The following is an 18868-nucleotide window of genomic DNA, read 5'->3' on the forward strand; positions in this document are numbered from 1 at the left end:
TGCGAGGTCCGGCGCCTCGCCTGAGGTGCGCGGGACGAGTTCCTGGCTCGCCGGGGTTGGCTCACAGTTGCGCGACAGCCCCGGATTCACACCGGGTTCCTCGTGACGAACCCACGCTTGCGGTGAGCGTATCGCAGCTCAGCAGCCTCAGGAGGTCATGCCCGGATTCTGTGCAGCCGTGACGAACCGCGGGGTCCAGACCCTGTCGTCCGGGGTCCGCCTCGTGGTCGAGGAACCGATGATGACGAGGGTCTTCATGTCCACCACATCGGGATCGAACTCCGCCAGCGTGGTCACCGTCACCGATTCCTCCCCGCGTCCCACGTCACGGGCGAGCACGACGATCGTCCGTGGGTCGCGTTCCTCGAGCAGGATGCGCCTGGCGTCGTGGAGCTGCTGGGGGCGGGCGTTGGACCTGGGGTTGTAGATCGCCACCGCCATGTCCGCCCGGCTCAGATGCCTGAGCCGGTCCTCGACGACCTGCCAGGGCTTGAGCCGGTCCGACAGGGAGACGCAGGCGAAGTCCCCACCGAGGGGCGCCCCGGCGAGGGCCGATGCGGCCTGGGCCGCCGTGATGCCCGGGACGACACGGATCCCGACCCGGGCGTACCGCTCGTCCTGGGCGGCCTCGAACGTCGCCGCCGCCATCGCGAACACCCCGGCGTCACCGCCTGAGACGATTGCGACCCGACGCCCGGTGAGGGCGGCATCGAGGGCCTCCCGGGCACGTTCGACCTCGACGGTGTTGCCGGAGGGGTGGAGGGTGAGCCCCGGCCGGGCGGGCACTCGACGCACGTAGGGCGCGTAACCGAACACGTCGTCGACCTCCGCCAGCACCTGGCTGGCCTCGGGGCTCAGCCACCGGTCGGGCCCCGGCCCCAGCCCGACGACGTGCACGACGGTGTCGCCCCGTGCCGCAGGAACCGCCTCGGGGGCGATGTGTCGCCCGGCGTCGTCGGCACGGCGGTCCTCGCCGGGTACCAGAACGAGGGCGAAGTAGGGCACGCTGCCCGGATCCACCTCGGTGACGGGGAGCACCCGTTCGGCGTCCCAGGTGGCCCGCTCGACGTAGACGGCCCGCTCCAGCAGCCCGGCGGCGGCGAGCGCGGCCCGCACCTTCGGGAAGTTACGGCCCAGCTTCATGACGACGGCGGCCTCGGTCTGGGCGAGACGCCACGCCAGCTCCGCCTCCGGCAGGGTGCCCGGCAGGATCGTCACGACGTCCTCGTGGCGGCACAGCGACCTGGCCGCCGCCGCGGTGGCCCCCTGCACCGAGGTCACCCCCGGCACCACCCGGCAGTCCAGATCCGCGAGCCGGTCCAACAGGTACATGTTGGTGGAGTAGAACAGCGGGTCCCCCTCCGCCAGCAGCGCCACGTCCCCCTCGGCGAGCAGCTCCCGCAGCTGGACCGCCGCGGCGTCGTAGAACTCCGTCATCGCCCCGTCGTAGCCGAAGGGATGCTGCGTCGTTCCCGTCGTCACCGGGTACTCGAAGGTCACCACCGGCACCCTCACGTGATCCTGGACGATTCGCAACGCGTTCGACGGGCGGCCGGGACCGCTGAAACACGCCACCGCGCGCACCTCCCCCAGCAGCCGGGCGGCCTTGAGGGTCAGGAGTTCCGGGTCGCCCGGGCCGACACCCAGCGACCAGAGGATCCCGCTCACAGCTCGGACTCGCTGGCGAGCGCGTTGACGGCTGACGCGGCCATGGCGGACCCGCCGCGGTTGCCGTGGACGACGAGCCACGGCACCCCGAGCTCGCTGTCGACGAGGGCCTGCTTCGACTCCGCGGAACCCACGAACCCGACGGGCACCCCGATGATCGCCGCAGGCCGCGGGCCACCGTCCGCGATGATCTCGAGAAGGTGGAACAGCGCGGTCGGCGCGTTGCCGATGGCGACGACCGCGCCGGCCAGCGCCTCACCCCACAGGGACACGGCCGCCGCGGATCTCGTGGTGCCCCACTGAGTCGCCAGCGCCGTGGCGCGGTCGTCGCGGAGCAGGCAACGGACCTCGTTGTCGGCGGGCAGCCGTCGCCGGGTGATGCCCGAGTCGATCATATGGGCGTCGACGAAGATCGGGGCCCCGGAGCGCAGGGCCCGCCGCGCCGCGTCGACGAGATCGGGGTGGAAGGCGATGGCCGACGGCAGGTCGAGATCACCGGCCGCGTGGATCATCCGCACCGCCACCTGCGCCTCTTCCGGTGAGAAGGCGCTGAGATCGGCCCCCTCACGGATCCGACGGAAGGACTCGGTGTAGATGGCGGAACCGTTGGTGACGTACTCGTAGCGGCGGGTGGGGCGCGTGGTCATGCGGGTCACCCTACGACAGCCTCGAGCACCGCTGCCGCGTCCCTGGGCGCGACGAGGCCGACGTGCTCACCCCCCGGTTCCCCGCACACCCGGTCGCAGCCTGACAGGTGGACGAGTTCCGGAAAGGCCTCCGGGTGCTGACTCGCCACGGCCCAGGCGATGTCCCGGGTGTCCACGAGTGCGTTGTTGCAGGGCTTGCCGTAGCAGGCGGTCAGGGTCTGCCACACGGAACCGGTGCTGGTGACCAGCCCCGCTGCAGCCAGTTCGTCGAGCCGGTCGGCGGCTCCCGGGATCAGCACGGAACGCCACGGGGTGACCACGACCTGACCGCTGCCGCACTCGGGGGCGAGGTGGTGGATCGTCGCCGCCTGGGCCCGGTCCAGCATGCCCAGGGGGATCCCGACGTGGGCGGCCCCTGCAACGGCCCCGAACGGCAAGGGGTGCTCCGAGGCGGGGCGTCGGAGGTCACAGGGCTGCCCGATGCCGTCGAGCAGATCGGCAGGGTTCGGCAGCTCGCGGATGTGCCAGGCGGGTTTCTCCCCGGCCTCCGCGACGGCGAGGAACCGGTGGGCCAGCTCCAACAGGGTCGACACGGCATCCTCGGCCGCGATGCGTCGGCCCTCCGGACAGCCCCCGACGAAGACCACCGCCTGCCCGTCCGGCAGCGCCCGGTAGCCGAGGTCGAAGTCCTCCCCCAGCACGTCGTCGGAACCGTCGTCGAGGGCGAAGAGGAAACGTCCGGGCAGTCCCGGCAGCTCCGGATCCGCGATGATCGCGGCGTCCAGGGCGCGCACCAGCTGTGACAGATCCGCGTGCACGGGGGCGATCGAGGTCAGCGGGGAGCACACCACCGTGCGGATCCGCTCATGGGCCGGGGAGGGCATCAGCCCCGTCGCGAAGGCCGCCTCGGTGAACTCGCACGGAATCGGGTCCGGCAGGGCACGGATCTGGAGGTTGTTCCGGCTGGTGATCTGCACCTCGGAGTTCGCGAACGCACGGGCCAGCTCGGCCACCTCCATCAGCTGGGCGGAGCTGACCAGGCCGCCGGGCAACCGCAGCCGGATCATGTTCCCGTCCACGGTGCGGTAGGGGCGCAGCAGGCCCGGGCAGCGGTCACGTTCGACGATTCTGGTCATGGGGCCAATTGTGCACAGGCCCTGCGCGGGGTCTCCGTCGGGGTCGGTCAGGGGCGCGTACCATGTCGCGGGTGCTGACATTCGAGTACCGCGGTCTGGGTCCCGATCGCTTCCTCAGCGACTACGAGGAGGCGTGGGAGCTGCAACGGGGGATCCACGCCGCGGTGTCGCGTGGGGAACGTCCCGGTCACGTCATCCTGTTGGAGCACCACCCCGTCTACACCGCCGGCCGGGCCACCCTCCCGGTGGAGCGCCCCTTCGACGGCACCCCGGTCATCGACGTGGATCGGGGCGGGAGGATCACCTGGCACGGTCCCGGGCAGCTCACCGGCTACCCGATCCTGAGGCTTCCGGAGGGCGTGGGGGTGGTTGAGCCCGTGCGACGGTTCGAGGCGGCCGTCATCGACTTCCTCGAGGAGGAGGGCCTGTCGGCGGTGCGCATCGAGGGCCGCACCGGGGTGTGGTTCCCCGCCACCGACGGACGCCCGGAGCGGAAGATCTGCGCCATCGGCATCCGGGTGGCGCGCCGCACGACGATGCACGGTTTCGCCCTCAACGTGCTGCCGAACGGAGGGGCCTTCGGCAACATCATCCCCTGCGGGATCAGCGACGCGGGCGTCACCTCGCTGGCGGAGGAGCGTCCCGGCGCCTGGGACGTCGCGCAGGTGGCACACGACCTCGAACCCCACCTGCGTCGTCACCTGGAGCCGCTGCTGGAACAGGTAGGATCGCGCAGGTGACTGCAGTACACCCTGACGGGCGCCGGCTTCTCCGCATCGAGGCCAAGAACGCGGAGACCCCGATCGAACGGAAGCCGGAGTGGATCCGCACCACCGCCCGCACCGGCCCCAACTTCAAGGATCTGCACGAGATCGTCGAGACCGCCGACCTGCACACCGTCTGCCGGGAGGCGAACTGCCCCAACATCTTCGAGTGCTGGGAGGACCGCGAGTCCACGTTCCTCATCGGCGGCGACCAGTGCACTCGTCGCTGCGACTTCTGCCAGATCACGTCCGCCAAGCCGGAGGGCTACGACCCCGCCGAGCCGATGCGGGTCGCGGCGTCGGTGAAGCGGATGGGGCTGCGCTACGCCACGGTGACCGGGGTGTGCCGTGACGACCTTCCCGACGAGGGCGCCTGGTTGTACGCGGAGACGATCCGCCAGATCCACGCCGTCAACCCGGGGGTCGGAGTGGAGATGCTCGCGCCCGACTTCTCCGGCAAACCTGACCTCGTCTCCCAGGTCCTCGACACCCGTCCCGAGGTGTTCGCCCACAACGTCGAGACGGTGCCGCGCATCTTCAAGCGCATCCGTCCCGGGTTCCGCTACGAGCGTTCCCTCGAGGTCCTCACCATGAGTCGTGAGGCGGGGCTCGTGACGAAGTCCAACCTCATCCTCGGGATGGGCGAGACCCGGGAGGAGATCTCCCAGGCCCTGCAGGACCTGTACGACGCGGGCACCGAACTCATCACCATCACCCAGTACCTCCGCCCCGGCCCCACCCTCCACCCGATCGCCCGCTGGGTGCCGCCCCAGGAGTTCGACGAGCTCGCGGAGGAGGCGAGGGAGATCGGATATTCTGGCGTGTTGTCCGGGCCGCTCGTGCGTTCCTCGTACCGCGCGGGCCGGCTGTACAGGACGGCAATGGAAGAGCGCACGAAGGCTGCGCGGAAGACCGAGGTCAAGTGATGGCACGTAGTGAGAGGGCCAAGGAGCTCGCGCGCAAGCAGAAGGAGCAGGCCAGGGCCGAGAAGCTCCGTCGCAAGAACTCCAACGACCCCGCGGACTGGGGACAGATCAGGCAGATCCGCGAGACCTACAAGCTCACCCGCAAGCACGACCCGAAACTGCCGTGGGTGCTGCTGGCCGCTGCCGCGGTGCCGTTCGTGGTGTTGCTGGTCATCGGTTTCCTCCTCCACGCCCCGATCCTGTGGGGGATCATGGGCTTCATGGTCGGCCTGACGGTCGCGATGTGGATCTTCGTGCGGCGGGCCAAGCGCGCCGCCTTCGCCCGCTACGACGGCCAGGTGGGATCGGCCGAGCTGGCGATGCAGATGCTCGGCAAGAAGTGGAAGTACACCGCCGTCGTGGCGGCCACCCGCAACCGCGACTCGGCGGACGTGGTGCACCGCGCCATCGGCCCGGGCGGCCTCGTCCTCATCGGGGAGGGTGACCCCAAGCACCTGAAGACGCTGCTCGCCTCGGAGAAGAGGAAGCACGAGCAGGTCGCCTACGGCGTCAACGTCGTCACCTTCGTCGTCGGCAAGGGCGGCGGCCAGGTGCCCCTGGACAAGCTGGCCGATGAGATCAAGAAGCTGCCGAAGGCCATGAACGACGCGAAGGTCGTGGAGGTCGAGTCCCGTCTCAAGGCCCTGGATGCGATGCGCCCGAAGCTGCCGATGCCGAAGGGCCCCATGCCGACCGGCAAGGGTGCCATGAAGGGTGCCCGTCAGGCGATGCGCGGTCGCTGATTCGTGGCGAACCTGGTCAATCTCGAGAACGTCTCGCACGCCTTCGGGACCCGTACCCTGCTCGACGGGGTGAGTCTCGGTCTGGGTGCCGGCGAGGTGATCGGGGTCGTCGGCCGCAACGGGGACGGCAAGACGACGCTGCTGCGGATCCTCACCGGGGACCTCCTCCCCGACTCAGGCCGTGTGACCGTGGCGAAGTCGGCCTCCATCGGCGTGCTGACCCAGCACCAGGCGGGCACCCCGGGCGAGACCATCCGTGAGTTGGTGCTCGACGGGGCCGCCGACCACACCTGGGCCGCGCAGGCGGATCGCCGCGCCATCGTCGAGGCGCTGCTGTCCGGGGTCGATCTCGACCGCCCCATCGAGACCCTCTCGGGTGGCGAGCGACGCCGGGTCGGCCTCGTCGAGGTGCTCCTCGGCGAGCACGACCTCATCGTCCTCGACGAACCCACCAACCACCTCGACGTGGAGGCCATCGCCTTCCTCGCCGAGCACCTCCGCTCCCGCACGAGGGCGGGTCTCGCGATGCTCGTCGTCAGTCACGACCGCTGGTTCCTCGACGCCGTGTGCACCCGGATCTGGGAGGTCCACGACGGAGTCGTCGACGCCTATGACGGCGGCTACGCGGCCTACGTGCTGGCCCGGGTCGAGAGGCAGCGCCAGGCAGCTGCCGCCGAGGCGCGGCGCCGAAACCTCGCCCGCAAGGAACTGGCGTGGCTGCGTCGCGGGGCGCCCGCCCGCACCTCGAAACCGAAGTTCCGCATCGATGCCGCCGAGGCGCTCATCAGCGACGTCCCCCCGCCCCGCGACAAGCTCGCCCTGGAGAAGTTCGCGGTCTCCCGGCTCGGCAAGGACGTCTTCGACCTCATCAACGTCGACCACCGGGTCGGCGACCGCGTGCTGTTGGATCGGCTGACCTGGTCGATCGGCCCCGGCGACCGGATCGGGCTCGTCGGCGTCAACGGCGCCGGCAAGACCACCCTGCTGGACCTCCTCGCCGGGGTGAGGGAGGTCCAGGGAGGCAAGATCAAGCGGGGCGTCACGCTGCGGATCGGCTACCTGTCGCAGAGCGTCGGTGAGCTCGACGATGACGACCGGGTGCTGCAGTCGGTGACGCGGCTGAAGCAGCAGACGAAGCTCGCCACGGGTCGCGACGCCTCCGCCAGCAACCTGCTGGAGGAGTTCGGTTTCAGCGGGGACAAGCTCATGGCCCGGATCGGGGATCTCTCCGGCGGGGAACGTCGACGGTTGCAGTTCCTGCGGCTGTTGCTGGAGGAGCCCAACGTCCTCATCCTCGACGAGCCCACCAACGACCTCGACATCGACACCCTCACCGTCATCGAGGACCACCTCGACACCTGGCCGGGCACCCTCATCGTCGTCAGCCACGACCGTTACTTCCTGGAGCGGGTCACGGACCACTCCTACGCCCTGCTCGGTGATGGCTCCTGCGTCCTGCTGCCCGGTGGCGTCGAGGAGTACCTGGAGCGACGGAAACGCGCCACCACGGAGGCCCCCTCCCCCACTGCACCGACGGTGAAACCCAGATCCGATGCCGCAGCCGCCAGGGCACGGAAGAAGGAACTGGCCCGCATCGAGTCACAGCTGACCAAGGTCGAGCAGCGTATCGAGAAACTCCACACCGAGATGGCCCAGGCCGCCACGGACTACGAGAAGCTGGCCACTCTCGATGCCGACCTGCGGAGCGCGCTGGAGACCAAGGCCACCCTCGAGGACGCCTGGTTGGAGGCCGCCGAGTAGGCACCCCGAGAGGAGGCAGCCATCGCCACCAGCACCGAACCTGCCCCATGCTGTCGTCTTCCTGGCAGGGGGTTCGGGGCCGACCACGGCCGGAGTTATGCTGGCCTGACTGGCGTCGGGAACTACTGTCTGGAGTGGTCATGGGTGATTACAGCTTGGATGATTTGAATGCCGGGAAGGACGTGGTGTGGGATTTCGAGGTGAGTCAGGATTTGGCATCGAAGCTCGATGCCGCCGCCACCGCCGTCGAGAACCAGATCGCCCCTCGCAACGCCCGCAAGAACACCCATGGCACCCACTTCCAGGGCTATTACTCCGAGTTGTGGGCCCACAACATCGAGACGGCCAACCGGGATGCGACGCTGCTGGCCTCGCGGTTACGTGATGTCGCCCAGGGGGTGCGGGACCTGGAGGCCGACGCCAAGGCGGAGCAGGAGCGGATCAACGCGGCCCGGGAGTGGAAGCGGCAGCGGGATGCCCGATCGGATGTGGAGAAGTTCTTCGAGACGGTTGACGTCCTCCACCTGTTCCATGGGGAAGCCCGGCCGCCGAGGATTGAGCCGATCCCTCAGATGAACAAGACCTACCCGTCGCCCTCGCAGGGGGAGCGGAAACCGTTCGTGGGGAACAAGAACACCGGGCTCAGTTCGGCCCTGCCGGATGATCTGCGCAGTTTCACCAAGGAGGAGCGGGCCGCCACGGACACCATCCGTGACACTCCGGCGACATTGCAGGGGCTGGTCGAGTCATTCCGGGCGTCGTGCCAGTGGGGGCAGCTGTCGTGTGAGCCGGTTCTGACGGGGTTCAGCACCTACATCACCTCGAACGACACCGACTGCACCCGCACCGACATCGTCGCCGCGAATTTCGAGGCCGCTGGGGGCAGTGGGGTCGTGTCGACGGTGTCGAATGACGCCATCGCCCAGAGTCTCGCCGCACATGGGATCTCCGAGCAGCGTCCTGAATTGACGATCCCGGATGTGCAGGCGATCGGGAATCCTCCCACATCGGGTTATGCAAATGATCCGGTCAACACCGCCACCGGTAACTTCGTCGAGAACGAAGAGGATCTGCGTTTCGAGGGGGCGACCTCACTGTTGGGCTGGGCCCGGTCGTACTCGTCGCTGAGCCCGAAGGTCGGCGGGCACGGCCCCGGCTGGGCCTCCTTCGACGGGTGCGGGTTGCGTGTGGCCGACGACGGTGCCACATGGACCATGCTGGATGGCCGCGAGGTGTTCTTCCCGCGGCTGGGCGACGGTTTCGACCGCGCCGAGCACGAGAACTACTGGCTGTCGGCCAACGACCAGGGCTACACCGTCGCCAACAACACCGGCGCCCAGTGGTGTTTCTCCGGAGCCGGACGCCCCACCTCGTTCACCCTCACCGACGGCGCCGCCGTCGAGTTCTCCTACGACGGCGACCGCTTGGGTCGGATCCGCCACATCCGTGGCCACGAGCTGCGGGTGCACTGGGAGGCGGACCGGATCGTCAAGGTCGAGGCCGACGACGGGCGTCAGGTCACCTACCGCTACGAGGATGGACGCCTGGTGGAGGCGACCGGCCCGCTCGGGTCGCGTCGCTATGAGTGGGGTGACAACGGCCTCATTGGTGCCGTGATCGACGCCGACGGGGTGGTCGAGGTCCGTAACACCTACGACGACAAGGGCAGGGTGGTCTCCCAGATCTCACCGTTCGGCCGGGTCACGCGGTTTGCGTATCTGCCGGGCAGGGTGACGGTGGTCTCCGATACCGACGGGACCAGGTCGAACACGTGGTTGGCGGATGCCCGGGGTCGTCTGGTCGGGATCACGGATTCGGATGGGAACCGCTCCAGCATGGCGTATGACCAGTGGGGCAATCAGGTGCTCGCGACGGATCCGGAGGGCCGGGTGACGGCTCGGGCCTTTGATGAGCGGGGCCGGCTGACCACCGAACAATCACCCACGGGCGCAAGAACTGATTTGGTGTACGACGAGTTGGATCGGTTGACCGAGATCATCTCTGTCGAGGATGACGTCGAGGTCACCCGGACCAGCATGTCCTACAGGGGCGAGCAGCAGCAGCCGTGCGAGATCATCGACGGTGAGGGCGGCCACACCCGGATGGTGTGGGACGCCGGTCTGCTGCTGGAGGTGACCGACCCCACCGGTGTGACCATGCAGTTCGGCTACGACTCCCGCGGCGACCTGATCTCCTCCACCGATGCCGACGGCAACACCACCCGGATCGTGCGGGATGCCTCGGGTCGGGCATTGGAGATGATCAAGCCCTCAGGGGCCACCACCCGGTTCATCCACAACGAGGCCGGACTGCTCATCGCCCGGGTCGACCCCGATGGAGCCCGCTGGAGCTATGAGTACAGCACCGGGGGCCGGTTGACCGCCCTGGTGAATCCGTTGGGTGCCCGCACCACGATGGAATACGGCACGCATGGTGAACTGAGCGCCACGATCGACCCGTTGGGGCGTCGTGTCACCCAGGAGTTCGACGACCTCGGCAACGTCAGCCGGGTCCAGCTGCCGGACGGAGCCACGTGGGAGTTCTGCCACGACGCGATGTCGAGGCTGCGGCAGACGATTGATCCCACCGGTGGAGTCTGGCAGCGCCACTACGACCAGTTCGGCCGGCTGAACGAAACCGTCGACCCGACGGGGGTGCGGGCGTTCCAACGCCACAACATGAGCGCGGGTGAGATCACCGTCGGTGATGCCCATTCCTCGAGCACCGTCAAGCTGGACAAGTGGGGGCGCGAGGTGGCCACCGTGCTGCCGGACGGCTCCGAGGTGGTGACGCGGTACGACCGCAGCGGCCGCCCGGTCGAGTACGTGGATGCGGCCGGTGGCAGTACCCTCATCGAACGTGACCCGGCTGGCCGGCCGGTGAGGATCCGCCGCCCCTCGGGAGCGTCACTACGCTACGACTACGACCGATGCGGCCGCGTCGCAGGGATTCGCAACGAGTTGGGATTCCGCACCGAATTGGACTACGACGTCGATTCGCAGCTGGTGGCGGAGCTGTGGCCCACGGGGGAGAAGGGCTGGAGCCGCTACGACGAGTGTGGCCGCCTCACGGCCCGGTTCTCCCCCGGCGCGGGCTCCTTCCGGTGGGTCTACGACCTGGCCGGACGGGTCGTCGAGACGAAGGACCCGAAGAACGGGCTGCGGCAGTTCCGCTACGACGAGGCCGATCAGCTGGTCGCCGCCGTCGCCGGGAACGGCGGGGTGACCCGCTACGACCATGACGCCAATGGTCGCGCCGTCACCGTCACCGACGCGCTGGGTGGTGTGACCCGTCACACCTTCGACGCGATGAACCGCTGCACCAGCACCACCGATCCGCTGGGGGCCACCAACCAGTGGACCTACGACCGGGCCGGGCGATTGATCAACAGCGTCGACGCCGATGGTCACATCGTCGAAACGGCTTACGACGAGGCGGGTCTGGAAACCAGCACCACCGTTGACGGAGCACTTTTCTCCCGCATTTCCCGCGACCCGGCGACACGTCGCCGCACCGTCGAGGACTTCTCCGACCCGGCACGTCCCGTCACACACAGCATGGTCTTCGACCCGCGTGGCCTGCTGGTCCAGCATGATCGAGGCAACCACAGCACCCGGTGGAGCTACGACGCCGACGGGTTCACCACCCAGATCGTCGCCCCCAACGGTGCGGTCACGGCCTACCGACGCGACTCCGCCGGGGACGTGGTGGCGGTGGAGCATCCCGGATTGGCCACTGCGGTTCTGGACCGCGACGAGGTGGGCCGGGTGACCAGGGCCGCCGCCGGTGACCTGATCCACGAGTGGGGCTACAGCGGCGGATTCATCACCAGCCACAGCGCCACCGGTGGCGGCCGTCACGGCACAGCCACCATGGAGTACAACGACGACGGACAGCTCACCTCGGTGACCATCGACGGCACCCGGACCCGGTACCGCTACGACGACGCCGCCCAGATGGTCGAGGCCACCACCCCCACCGGGGTCAACACCTGGACCTACGACCTCGCCGGTCGACTGGTCACCGAACAGGTCGACGGCATCACGTGGGAACGCACCTACAACGCTGCAGGACAGCTGCTCAAGGCCGCCAGCGGCGAGGCAACCATCACCTACACCTACGACCACTCAGGGCGCCGCACCACCCAGAAGCACAGCGACGGCAGCCGCCGCGACTTCGAATGGACGGGGCTGTGGCGGCTCGCCACCATCACCGACCACCACGGCGACCAGGTTCACCGCACCACCACCGTCGTCGACGCACTCGGCCAACTTGCCCGCGTCGACAACGAGCAGCTCTTCTTCGACCACGTTGACGGCGGACCGCTACAGGTCGGCGACGACGCCATCATCACCGCCGGACCACTGACAGCCCACCAGTCAACAGGCTGGCTGCAGCCGTCGTGGCGCCCCGACCGAGACACCCAACCGCACAACCCCTACCTCCCCCCGATCGCCCAGGCGACCTTGGGTGCGGGGATCGACCTGGGACCACGCGGCGAAATCCACATCGCAGGAATGGAATGGCTCGGCGCCCGCATCCTCGACCCCAACAGCCGTAGCTTCCTCTCCCCCGACCCCCTCCCACCGATCACCGGAGCCGCCTGGGCCGGCAACCCCTACAGCTACGCCGGCAACAACCCCGTCAACCTCCACGACCCCTCTGGTCTCCAACCCCTCACCACAGAACAACTCGACGCCTACCGCAAAGCCAACTCCCCCAAATGGGGCACCGCGCTGGCCATCGTCGCAGGCGTCGGATTGGCGGTTGTCGGCGGCCCGGCAGGCATCGGGGCCGCGATCGCAATCGGCGCGGCGCTGGGAGCAGGAGGCAACCTCATCGACCAGGCCTGCACCGGTTACCCCATCGACTGGAAACAGGTCGGGCTCAGTGGAGTCTTTGGCGGCCTCGGCGGCGGGATCGGCGCAGCGGCCGGTGGACTCATCGGCCCCGCCGCCAGCAACGCCCTGTCCCGATTCGGCAACTCACCGATCGCACAACGACTCATCCAAGGCGCCGCAGGCGCCACAGCAGGCGGGGCATCCGGCTTCATCACCGGAGGAGTCGCAAGCGCCGTCACTGGAGGCAGCTTCTGGGACGGCGCCTGGCGAGGCCTCCGCGACGGAGCCGTCAGCGGCTTCGCTGGCGGCGCGATGGCTCGCCCGGCCAGTCCCACTCCTCAACCTCCCACTGAATTCCGTGGTGCGACAGCACAGATACGCACCACCACAACTGCTACCCGCAACAGCCGGGATATAGGGCTAGACCCCCGCCCCCCAGCGCCCCTTCCCCTACCTCGCGACATCAGCAGGAGTTCCACACAGAACGCGTGGGCCCAAGCACGGGTTGCGGACCTTCAAGCACGAGGCGCTACAGACGTTCGCGTCGACCAACATCAAGTGAACGTAAATGCTGAGCGCGTCGGCCAGAACCGTCCAGACCTTCAGTACACTTGGCATGGGCGAAGATACTACGAAGAAGTCGACACGAACGTATCGACCAGAGGGCCCGGTCACGCCAATCGCATATTGGCAAACGACCCTGATGGCACCGTCTATCTTTGGACCGTAGACTAGGATGAGAACCTTGACGACCTTACTCGACGACAGATACGCCCCACTCACGTACTCGATCGGCTTCCTCCAAGCCACCGCAAAACAGGTGGCGAAGGGCATGACCGCCTTCTTCCGACGAGTCCATTTCGGCGGGAAAGCCACCCAACTCCAAGGCAGCCTCACCGACAACCTCCTCCACCTCCAACCCTTGACCACCACCGTCAGACCACGAACCCTGCTGACCGGAACCAAACTCGAAGGCTGGACCGCACTGTTCGACGGACACGCCACCGGCCAAGGCATCGGCCAGCTCACCGCATACATGGCACGAACCATGAAAACCCGCGGCTACCTCATCGCCGACATCCCCCCAGCCTCAAACGGCTCCCCCCTCGGCGCTCGACAGTTCCACGTCCTCGGCCCAGAATCCGAACTAGGCCAAGTACGATGCATAGACCTCGTCGAGAACTACCCAGGAAAGTGGGAGTTCCACCTCCACGGCCCCACCCAACCCTACGAAGACCTCGACACATACACACGACGCCGCAAAGTTGACCGCTTCACCGAACAGACACTCATCACCTACACCGAAGCCGTCGGCCTCCACCCCTGGGACGAAAACTTCTACACCGCCCCCTACTACCTGATCACCAACGGAGAACAACCCCACCACACCTACTCCCTCACCGAGGCCCGCACCAAACTCGGACTCCCCAACTGATGACACAACACCCACACCCCCTCCAAGCCTTGGATGCGGTTCCCGTCCCCCTGATCACTGACGTTAGTGACGAACCTGACGAGATCTATGAAGCTAATTCAGGCGGGCGGCCAAGGTGGCTCTGGTTAGGAGCTTCATCGATCCCTGAATAAACCTCTACGGTCGCCATGAAACAAGATGGCGCTCTGGGAAGCATTCAAAGATGAGCGACTATTTCGTCGACCGTCGCACGACTGACAACTATCACGAAATATAATGGAGTTCAAGAATTACACCGAGGCAGCCGAGGCAATACTTGAATTGACCAGGCGAGCCGAAACTGCACTACCTCCAGGGGCCGCTTCAGAGATCCAAGATCTTGTCCAACATGGCGAGGCGGGGTTGGCTCTCGAGTTCCTGCTCGACGCGCTGTACGACCACGAGGTCACCCCATCGCCGGAGGACACGTTGAGGATCATCCAACTGGGCCACTTCTTCGAGATCCCCAAACACCGGTTGCTGTTCTGGCCTGATCCCCCGCCCAACCGCGACGACCACGGCGGCAACGCGGATCCGCCACGGCTTCTCGGCGGCGAACTCGAGCCCCTCACCCATACCATCGGGTTCCTACGCACGCCCCTCGAGCAGGTCCTCCACGCCCTCCCCCGCCACCAGCGGGGTTGGTTCAACCGGCGGACCCGCACCATCCCCACCGGGGACCTGCGCGACCTGATCCTCCCATTGGAACCGCCCCACGCCCTGGGCGCGACCCATGTTCTCGTCACCGCAACCGCCATTCCCGGATGGACAGCCCTGTTCGACAACACTCCTGCGGGAGAGGGAGTCGTCCCCATCGCCGCCGACCTCGCCCGTCGGCTTCAGATCCGCGGCTACGCGGTCAGATCCATCCCGCCCTGGGCCCAGCAACATGAGACGCGGGGTTCACGACACTTCTTCGTCCTCGGCCCCGAAGCGCCCACCGGCATCCTTCGACGGGTGGCGACCGTCGAGTGCCCCGCCGGATCGTGGACCTTCGATCACCATGGTGAGCCTCAGCCCTTCGAGGACATCGCCCGCTACGACCACCCCCACCAGGACGAGCGTTTCACCAACGACATGCTTCGCGCCTACGCGGAGGCGGTCGGGCTGGATCCTTGGCGCGAGGACTTCTACCAACCACCGGCCCACATCATCCCCGCCTGACCGGGTATCCTCGATGAGAAGGGGAGCCAATGTTGAGTTCGGACGCCAGTGGGTTGCTTCATCTGACGATTCATTGGCCTCCATGGGCACAAAGAACCATCCGCAGGAGCGAGCCAGTAGAAACCCACCTCAGCATGCGGCAAAGCCGCTTGGACTTAAAGATGGAGGAGATAGTGCCGAGGCCCTCGTTGGAGAAGCTCTTGTGAGGCCATAGCAAGGACTCCGGTTCCTCGCTCCACCCTCAACGGAACCCACTTTGGGTACACCATTGATGCCTAGCACTTTGAGTCAGGAGTTATCACTGTTCCTGAAGCAACTGGAGGCCCCGAACCAAGCGCTCCAAGGAGGGATTGAAGTTGTCCATCGCTGACTCATTTCTGGCGCACGTGAGATTCTTGAAACAGGACGAGGGGGGACGCAGACGGTCGCCACGCAACCCTGCAGTGAGCCAGTTGAGCGTGCCGCCAATTCAGACATCCTGCTACTTGGTTGCGCTCGACCCCCAAGAACTCCCTCTCGATGATCCTGACGCCATTCCTCTGGGCAAAACCGTCCTGGTCAGGGTTGTAGCCTGGGACGCCGTCCACTACCAAGCAGAGTTTGAGCACCTCGGGCCCGAGATCGAGTTCTTCGAAGGCGCCAGACGTGTGGCTCGCGGGAGAATGATCGATGGGAGGAAACTCGAGCCAACCCCCGAGACAGTGGAGGCTTTCCTGCAGGCATCACTCAAGGAGGGCTTCGGACAGGAGTGAACTCACTCTTGCTTCATCAACCTACACAACCGTTGTTGCGGACACCGCCTGAACCCGCCGGGAATGCGAGGAATGCCCTGCGGCGATTCAGGCGAAGTGCAGGAGGAGGGTGTCCGGCTCGGGGTCACTCAGCAGGCGGGCGCACGTGACGACGTCGACGCGCTCGCCGTCGATCAGGAACTTGCCACGTTCGAGTCCTTCCTGAACGAAGCCTGCGGCCCGGGCCACCCCACCCGAGGCGGGGTTGTTGGCGCGGTAGCCGAGTTCGAGTCGTTCCAGCCCCCAGTCGGTGAGCGCCAAGGAGGCGACGGTGGCGGCGGCACGTCCGGTCCATCCCCGGCCGCGACCCTCGGGATGGGTCCAGTAGAAGAACCAGCCGCTGCGGTTGGCGTCGTCGACGAGGAGTGCCACCACACCGAGCAGCTGATCGGCCTCATCGACGAAGGCGAAGGCACGGTGAGCCTTGCTGAGGCCTTCGATGTAACGCTCCGCACCCGGCAGGTCGGTGACGTCCCCCTGCCGGGCCATGTCCGCCTCGGCGAAGGCCTCCAGCACCCGGGCCGCATCCGTGGCCCGCAGGGGACGAAGTCGTGGTTCGGTCATCATGGCCCCCATCCTCCCCCACCGCGTCCCGGATCACCACCGGCGTAGAATTCATCACATGATGAAAAATCAGTGTGCGGTGGTGGAGACGACCGCACTGACGGTGACCCGAGGGCGCGTCACCGTCCTGCACGACCTCGACCTCGCCCTCCAGAGGGGCTCGATCACCGGCCTCATCGGACCCTCCGGCTGCGGCAAGACCACGCTCATGCGCACCCTCATGGGGGTGCAGCGCATCGCCTCCGGTGATGCCCGCGTCCTCGGACTTCCCGTCGGCCATTGGGAGCTCCGACGCCGGGTCGCCTACACCTCGCAAGCGGTGAGCATCTACGGCGACGCCACCGTCCTGGCCAACGTCCGCTACTTCGCCCGGCTCGTCGGGGCGGGACGCGACGCGGCCGCCCACGCCATCGAGCGGGTCCGGCTCAGCGGGCACGAGGGGCGCCGCGTCGATCGCCTCTCGGGAGGCCAGGCCAGCCGCGCCTCCCTGGCCTGCGCCCTGGTCGGCGACCCGGAGGTGCTGATCCTCGACGAACCCACCGTCGGTCTCGACCCCCTCACCCGGGAGGCCCTGTGGACCCTCTTCCGCGAGCTGGCGGACGCGGGAACGACCCTGCTCGTCTCCAGCCACGTCATGGACGAGGCACGACGCTGCGACGCGGTGCTGTTCATGCGTGACGGCCGCTTCCTCGCCCACGAGCCGATCGCCCGGTTGCAGGAGCGGACCGGGACCTCCTCACCGGAGGAGGCCTTCCTCGCCCTCATCGAGGAGGCCGCATGACCAGGACCCTTACCCGTCCGGCGGCGCTCGCGACCACGGCCAGGATCAGCTCCCAGCTGAGGGGGGACCCTCGCGCGGTCGGCCTCATCCTCGTCGTGCCACCCCTGTTGCTGCTCCTGCTCCACCAGGTGTTCGTCGACGTTCCCCCAGCTCCCGACGGCGCCACGCCGTTCCAAACCATCGGACCGATCATGCTCGCGGTGATCCCGATGTTCCTCATGTTCGTCATCACCTCCGTCACGATGCTGCGGGAGCGGGTCTCCGGCACCCTGGAACGGATCCTCACCACCCCGCTGCACCGCTGGAACCTCGTGGCCTCCTACGCGCTGGTGTTCGGGACGCTGGCCGTGCTCCAGGCCGGCATGCTCGTGACCGTCCTCCTCGGCCCCCTCGAGGTGCACATCGAGGGCCCGGTCTGGGCGTTCCTCGTGCTGGCGTTGCTGTCGGGGATCATCGGGGTCTCGTTCGGGCTCCTCGCCTCCGCATTCGCCCGCACCGAGTTCCAGGCGGTGCAGTTCATGCCCGTGTTCATCACCCCGCAGGTGTTCCTGTGCGGACTGCTGGTACCCCGGGAGCAGATGCCCCACCTGCTCGACGCCATCGCGGGATGGTTACCCATGACGTGGGCGGTGGATGTCGTCCGCGAGCTCCTCGACGAGCCGACCCTCGGAACCGACTCCTGGACGCGTCTCGCGGCGCTGACCGCAGCAGCACTCGTGGCCCTCGGCCTCGCCGCGGCATCCATGCCCCGGAGGACCCGATGAGCCCCCGGGAGGACTCGAAGTCGGAGCGGACCAGGCGGAGGATCCGGGATGCGGCGGCCGAGCTGTTCGCCTCCCGATCGTTCAACGCGGTCTCAACCCGAGCCATCGCCGCCCGTGCCGGGGTCGACGCCGCTCTCATCCATCACTACTTCGGCTCCAAGGAGGGCCTCTTCGACGCAGTGATGGCCGAGGGGGTCGACCCGGCGGCGGTCGTGGCCCAGGTCACCACCCAGCCCCGGGAGGACTGGGGCGTGACGGTGGTGAGGGTGATGGAACGCATCTGGACCTCCCCCGCCGCACCAGCCCTGAGGGCTCTCATCCGACGTGCCCTGTCCGACTCACGCTCCCCCCTGCGCCCATGGGTCACCAGGACCATCCTCGCCCCGATGGCGCGGCAGCTCGACCTGCCGGAACCCGAGGCGAGTCGCCGGGCCGCCCTCGTCGGCAGTCACCTCATCGGGATGATCGTGGCGCGACACCTCGTCGGCGTCGAACCGCTGGCCCGGCTCAGCTCCGAGGAGGTCGTCGACCTCCTCGGCCCGGTGATCCAACGCAGCCTCACCGGCGAGCACTAAGAGGGTGCGCGGATAGGCGCATCCACTGCGGTCGCCCCGGTGAACCCCCTGGCCGCGTTGTCCTCCTCGAACGCACAATCCAGTGCGCTCCTCGTCGTCCGCCTCGCCAGAAGGCCACCGTGACGATCCTCGTGACGATCCCCCTATCCGCGCACCCTCTAACCGGCCCGGGGACCAGTTCGGACTGCGCCATCAGGCACGGTCCCGGTTACGATCATGCAGGGATGATCCCACTGCACGACGCTAGGGTG

The 18868-nt window shown here is 67.6% G+C and carries 15 protein-coding genes and 1 riboswitch; of the genes, 11 read left to right on the top strand and 4 right to left on the bottom strand.

Features of this window, described 5'->3' with window-relative positions; all coding sequences use genetic code 11:
* Window positions 1–16: 16 nt before the first annotated feature.
* Window positions 17–152, bottom strand: a riboswitch (cobalamin riboswitch).
* The 3 genes from cobJ to EII35_RS00360 form a co-directional block, all read right to left on the bottom strand.
* Window positions 148–1668 carry a precorrin-3B C(17)-methyltransferase gene (gene cobJ, locus EII35_RS00350; RefSeq protein ID WP_125226471.1) on the bottom strand — a complete coding sequence of 507 codons (1521 nt, stop codon included), beginning with the start codon at window positions 1666–1668 and terminating at the stop codon, window positions 148–150. (Overlaps the previous riboswitch by 5 nt.)
* Window positions 1665–2315: a precorrin-8X methylmutase gene (locus tag EII35_RS00355; protein ID WP_125226472.1), complete on the bottom strand. Its 651-nt coding sequence runs from the start codon at window positions 2313–2315 to the stop codon at window positions 1665–1667. The genes cobJ and EII35_RS00355 overlap by 4 nt, the downstream gene beginning before the upstream one ends.
* A gap of 5 nt (window positions 2316–2320) precedes the next feature.
* Window positions 2321–3451: a precorrin-3B synthase gene (locus EII35_RS00360; protein ID WP_185744083.1), complete on the bottom strand. Its 1131-nt coding sequence runs from the start codon at window positions 3449–3451 to the stop codon at window positions 2321–2323.
* A 62-nt stretch (window positions 3452–3513) separates the two neighbouring features.
* On the opposite strand from EII35_RS00360, the gene lipB reads away from it, so the two are divergent.
* From lipB to EII35_RS00400, 8 genes are all read left to right on the top strand, one after another.
* On the top strand, window positions 3514–4191 hold the full coding sequence (gene lipB / locus EII35_RS00365; RefSeq protein ID WP_125226474.1) for a lipoyl(octanoyl) transferase LipB: 678 nt from the start codon (window positions 3514–3516) through the stop codon (window positions 4189–4191).
* Window positions 4188–5141, top strand: coding sequence for a lipoyl synthase (gene lipA / locus EII35_RS00370; protein WP_125226475.1), 954 nt, complete (start codon window positions 4188–4190; stop codon window positions 5139–5141). Before lipB ends, lipA begins: the two co-directional genes overlap by 4 nt.
* Window positions 5141–5923 carry a DUF4191 domain-containing protein gene (locus tag EII35_RS00375; RefSeq protein ID WP_125226476.1) on the top strand — a complete coding sequence of 261 codons (783 nt, stop codon included), beginning with the start codon at window positions 5141–5143 and terminating at the stop codon, window positions 5921–5923. Before lipA ends, EII35_RS00375 begins: the two co-directional genes overlap by 1 nt.
* Before the next feature lie 3 nt (window positions 5924–5926).
* A complete protein-coding gene (locus EII35_RS00380; protein WP_125226477.1) occupies window positions 5927–7684 on the top strand; it encodes an ABC-F family ATP-binding cassette domain-containing protein in 1758 nt (585 codons plus the stop codon).
* Window positions 7685–7824: 140 nt separating this feature from the next.
* Window positions 7825–13260, top strand: a complete 5436-nt coding sequence (locus EII35_RS00385; RefSeq protein WP_125226478.1) for a DUF6531 domain-containing protein — start codon at window positions 7825–7827, stop codon at window positions 13258–13260.
* A 10-nt stretch (window positions 13261–13270) separates the two neighbouring features.
* Complete coding sequence (locus EII35_RS00390) at window positions 13271–13960, top strand: hypothetical protein (RefSeq protein WP_125226479.1); 690 nt, start codon at window positions 13271–13273, stop codon at window positions 13958–13960.
* A 255-nt stretch (window positions 13961–14215) separates the two neighbouring features.
* On the top strand, window positions 14216–15142 hold the full coding sequence (locus tag EII35_RS00395; protein ID WP_125226480.1) for a MafI family immunity protein: 927 nt from the start codon (window positions 14216–14218) through the stop codon (window positions 15140–15142).
* Window positions 15143–15498: 356 nt separating this feature from the next.
* Window positions 15499–15894 carry a hypothetical protein gene (locus EII35_RS00400; protein WP_125226481.1) on the top strand — a complete coding sequence of 132 codons (396 nt, stop codon included), beginning with the start codon at window positions 15499–15501 and terminating at the stop codon, window positions 15892–15894.
* An 87-nt stretch (window positions 15895–15981) separates the two neighbouring features.
* Here EII35_RS00400 and EII35_RS00405 read toward each other — a convergent pair whose 3' ends face one another.
* Entirely contained in the window at window positions 15982–16500 is a 519-nt protein-coding gene (locus EII35_RS00405; protein WP_260464963.1) for a GNAT family N-acetyltransferase, read from the bottom strand.
* A gap of 55 nt (window positions 16501–16555) precedes the next feature.
* On the opposite strand from EII35_RS00405, the gene EII35_RS00410 reads away from it, so the two are divergent.
* Genes EII35_RS00410 through EII35_RS00420 form a run of 3 tightly spaced genes read left to right on the top strand, consistent with a single transcriptional unit; the run spans window position 16556 to window position 18617 of the window.
* Window positions 16556–17278, top strand: coding sequence for an ABC transporter ATP-binding protein (locus EII35_RS00410; RefSeq protein WP_125226482.1), 723 nt, complete (start codon window positions 16556–16558; stop codon window positions 17276–17278).
* Window positions 17275–18042: an ABC transporter permease gene (locus EII35_RS00415; RefSeq protein ID WP_125226483.1), complete on the top strand. Its 768-nt coding sequence runs from the start codon at window positions 17275–17277 to the stop codon at window positions 18040–18042. Before EII35_RS00410 ends, EII35_RS00415 begins: the two co-directional genes overlap by 4 nt.
* The gene (locus EII35_RS00420; RefSeq protein ID WP_125226484.1) at window positions 18039–18617 is read left to right on the top strand and encodes a TetR/AcrR family transcriptional regulator; all 579 of its coding nucleotides are present in this window, start codon (window positions 18039–18041) and stop codon (window positions 18615–18617) included. The genes EII35_RS00415 and EII35_RS00420 overlap by 4 nt, the downstream gene beginning before the upstream one ends.
* Window positions 18618–18868: the final 251 nt, after the last annotated feature.

This window comes from Arachnia propionica, assembly GCF_003932785.1.
GTDB lineage: Bacteria > Actinomycetota > Actinomycetes > Propionibacteriales > Propionibacteriaceae > Arachnia > Arachnia propionica_B.

Coding starts and splice junctions, on each gene's coding strand:
- EII35_RS00405 (WP_260464963.1), bottom strand. CDS start 16,500: ATGATGACCGAACCACGACTTCGTCCCCTGCGGGCCACGGATGCGGCC.
- EII35_RS00355 (WP_125226472.1), bottom strand. CDS start 2,315: ATGACCACGCGCCCCACCCGCCGCTACGAGTACGTCACCAACGGTTCC.
- EII35_RS00410 (WP_125226482.1), top strand. CDS start 16,556: ATGATGAAAAATCAGTGTGCGGTGGTGGAGACGACCGCACTGACGGTG.
- EII35_RS00415 (WP_125226483.1), top strand. CDS start 17,275: ATGACCAGGACCCTTACCCGTCCGGCGGCGCTCGCGACCACGGCCAGG.
- lipB (WP_125226474.1), top strand. CDS start 3,514: ATGTCGCGGGTGCTGACATTCGAGTACCGCGGTCTGGGTCCCGATCGC.
- EII35_RS00395 (WP_125226480.1), top strand. CDS start 14,216: ATGGAGTTCAAGAATTACACCGAGGCAGCCGAGGCAATACTTGAATTG.
- EII35_RS00385 (WP_125226478.1), top strand. CDS start 7,825: ATGGGTGATTACAGCTTGGATGATTTGAATGCCGGGAAGGACGTGGTG.
- EII35_RS00360 (WP_185744083.1), bottom strand. CDS start 3,451: ATGACCAGAATCGTCGAACGTGACCGCTGCCCGGGCCTGCTGCGCCCC.
- EII35_RS00420 (WP_125226484.1), top strand. CDS start 18,039: ATGAGCCCCCGGGAGGACTCGAAGTCGGAGCGGACCAGGCGGAGGATC.
- EII35_RS00375 (WP_125226476.1), top strand. CDS start 5,141: ATGGCACGTAGTGAGAGGGCCAAGGAGCTCGCGCGCAAGCAGAAGGAG.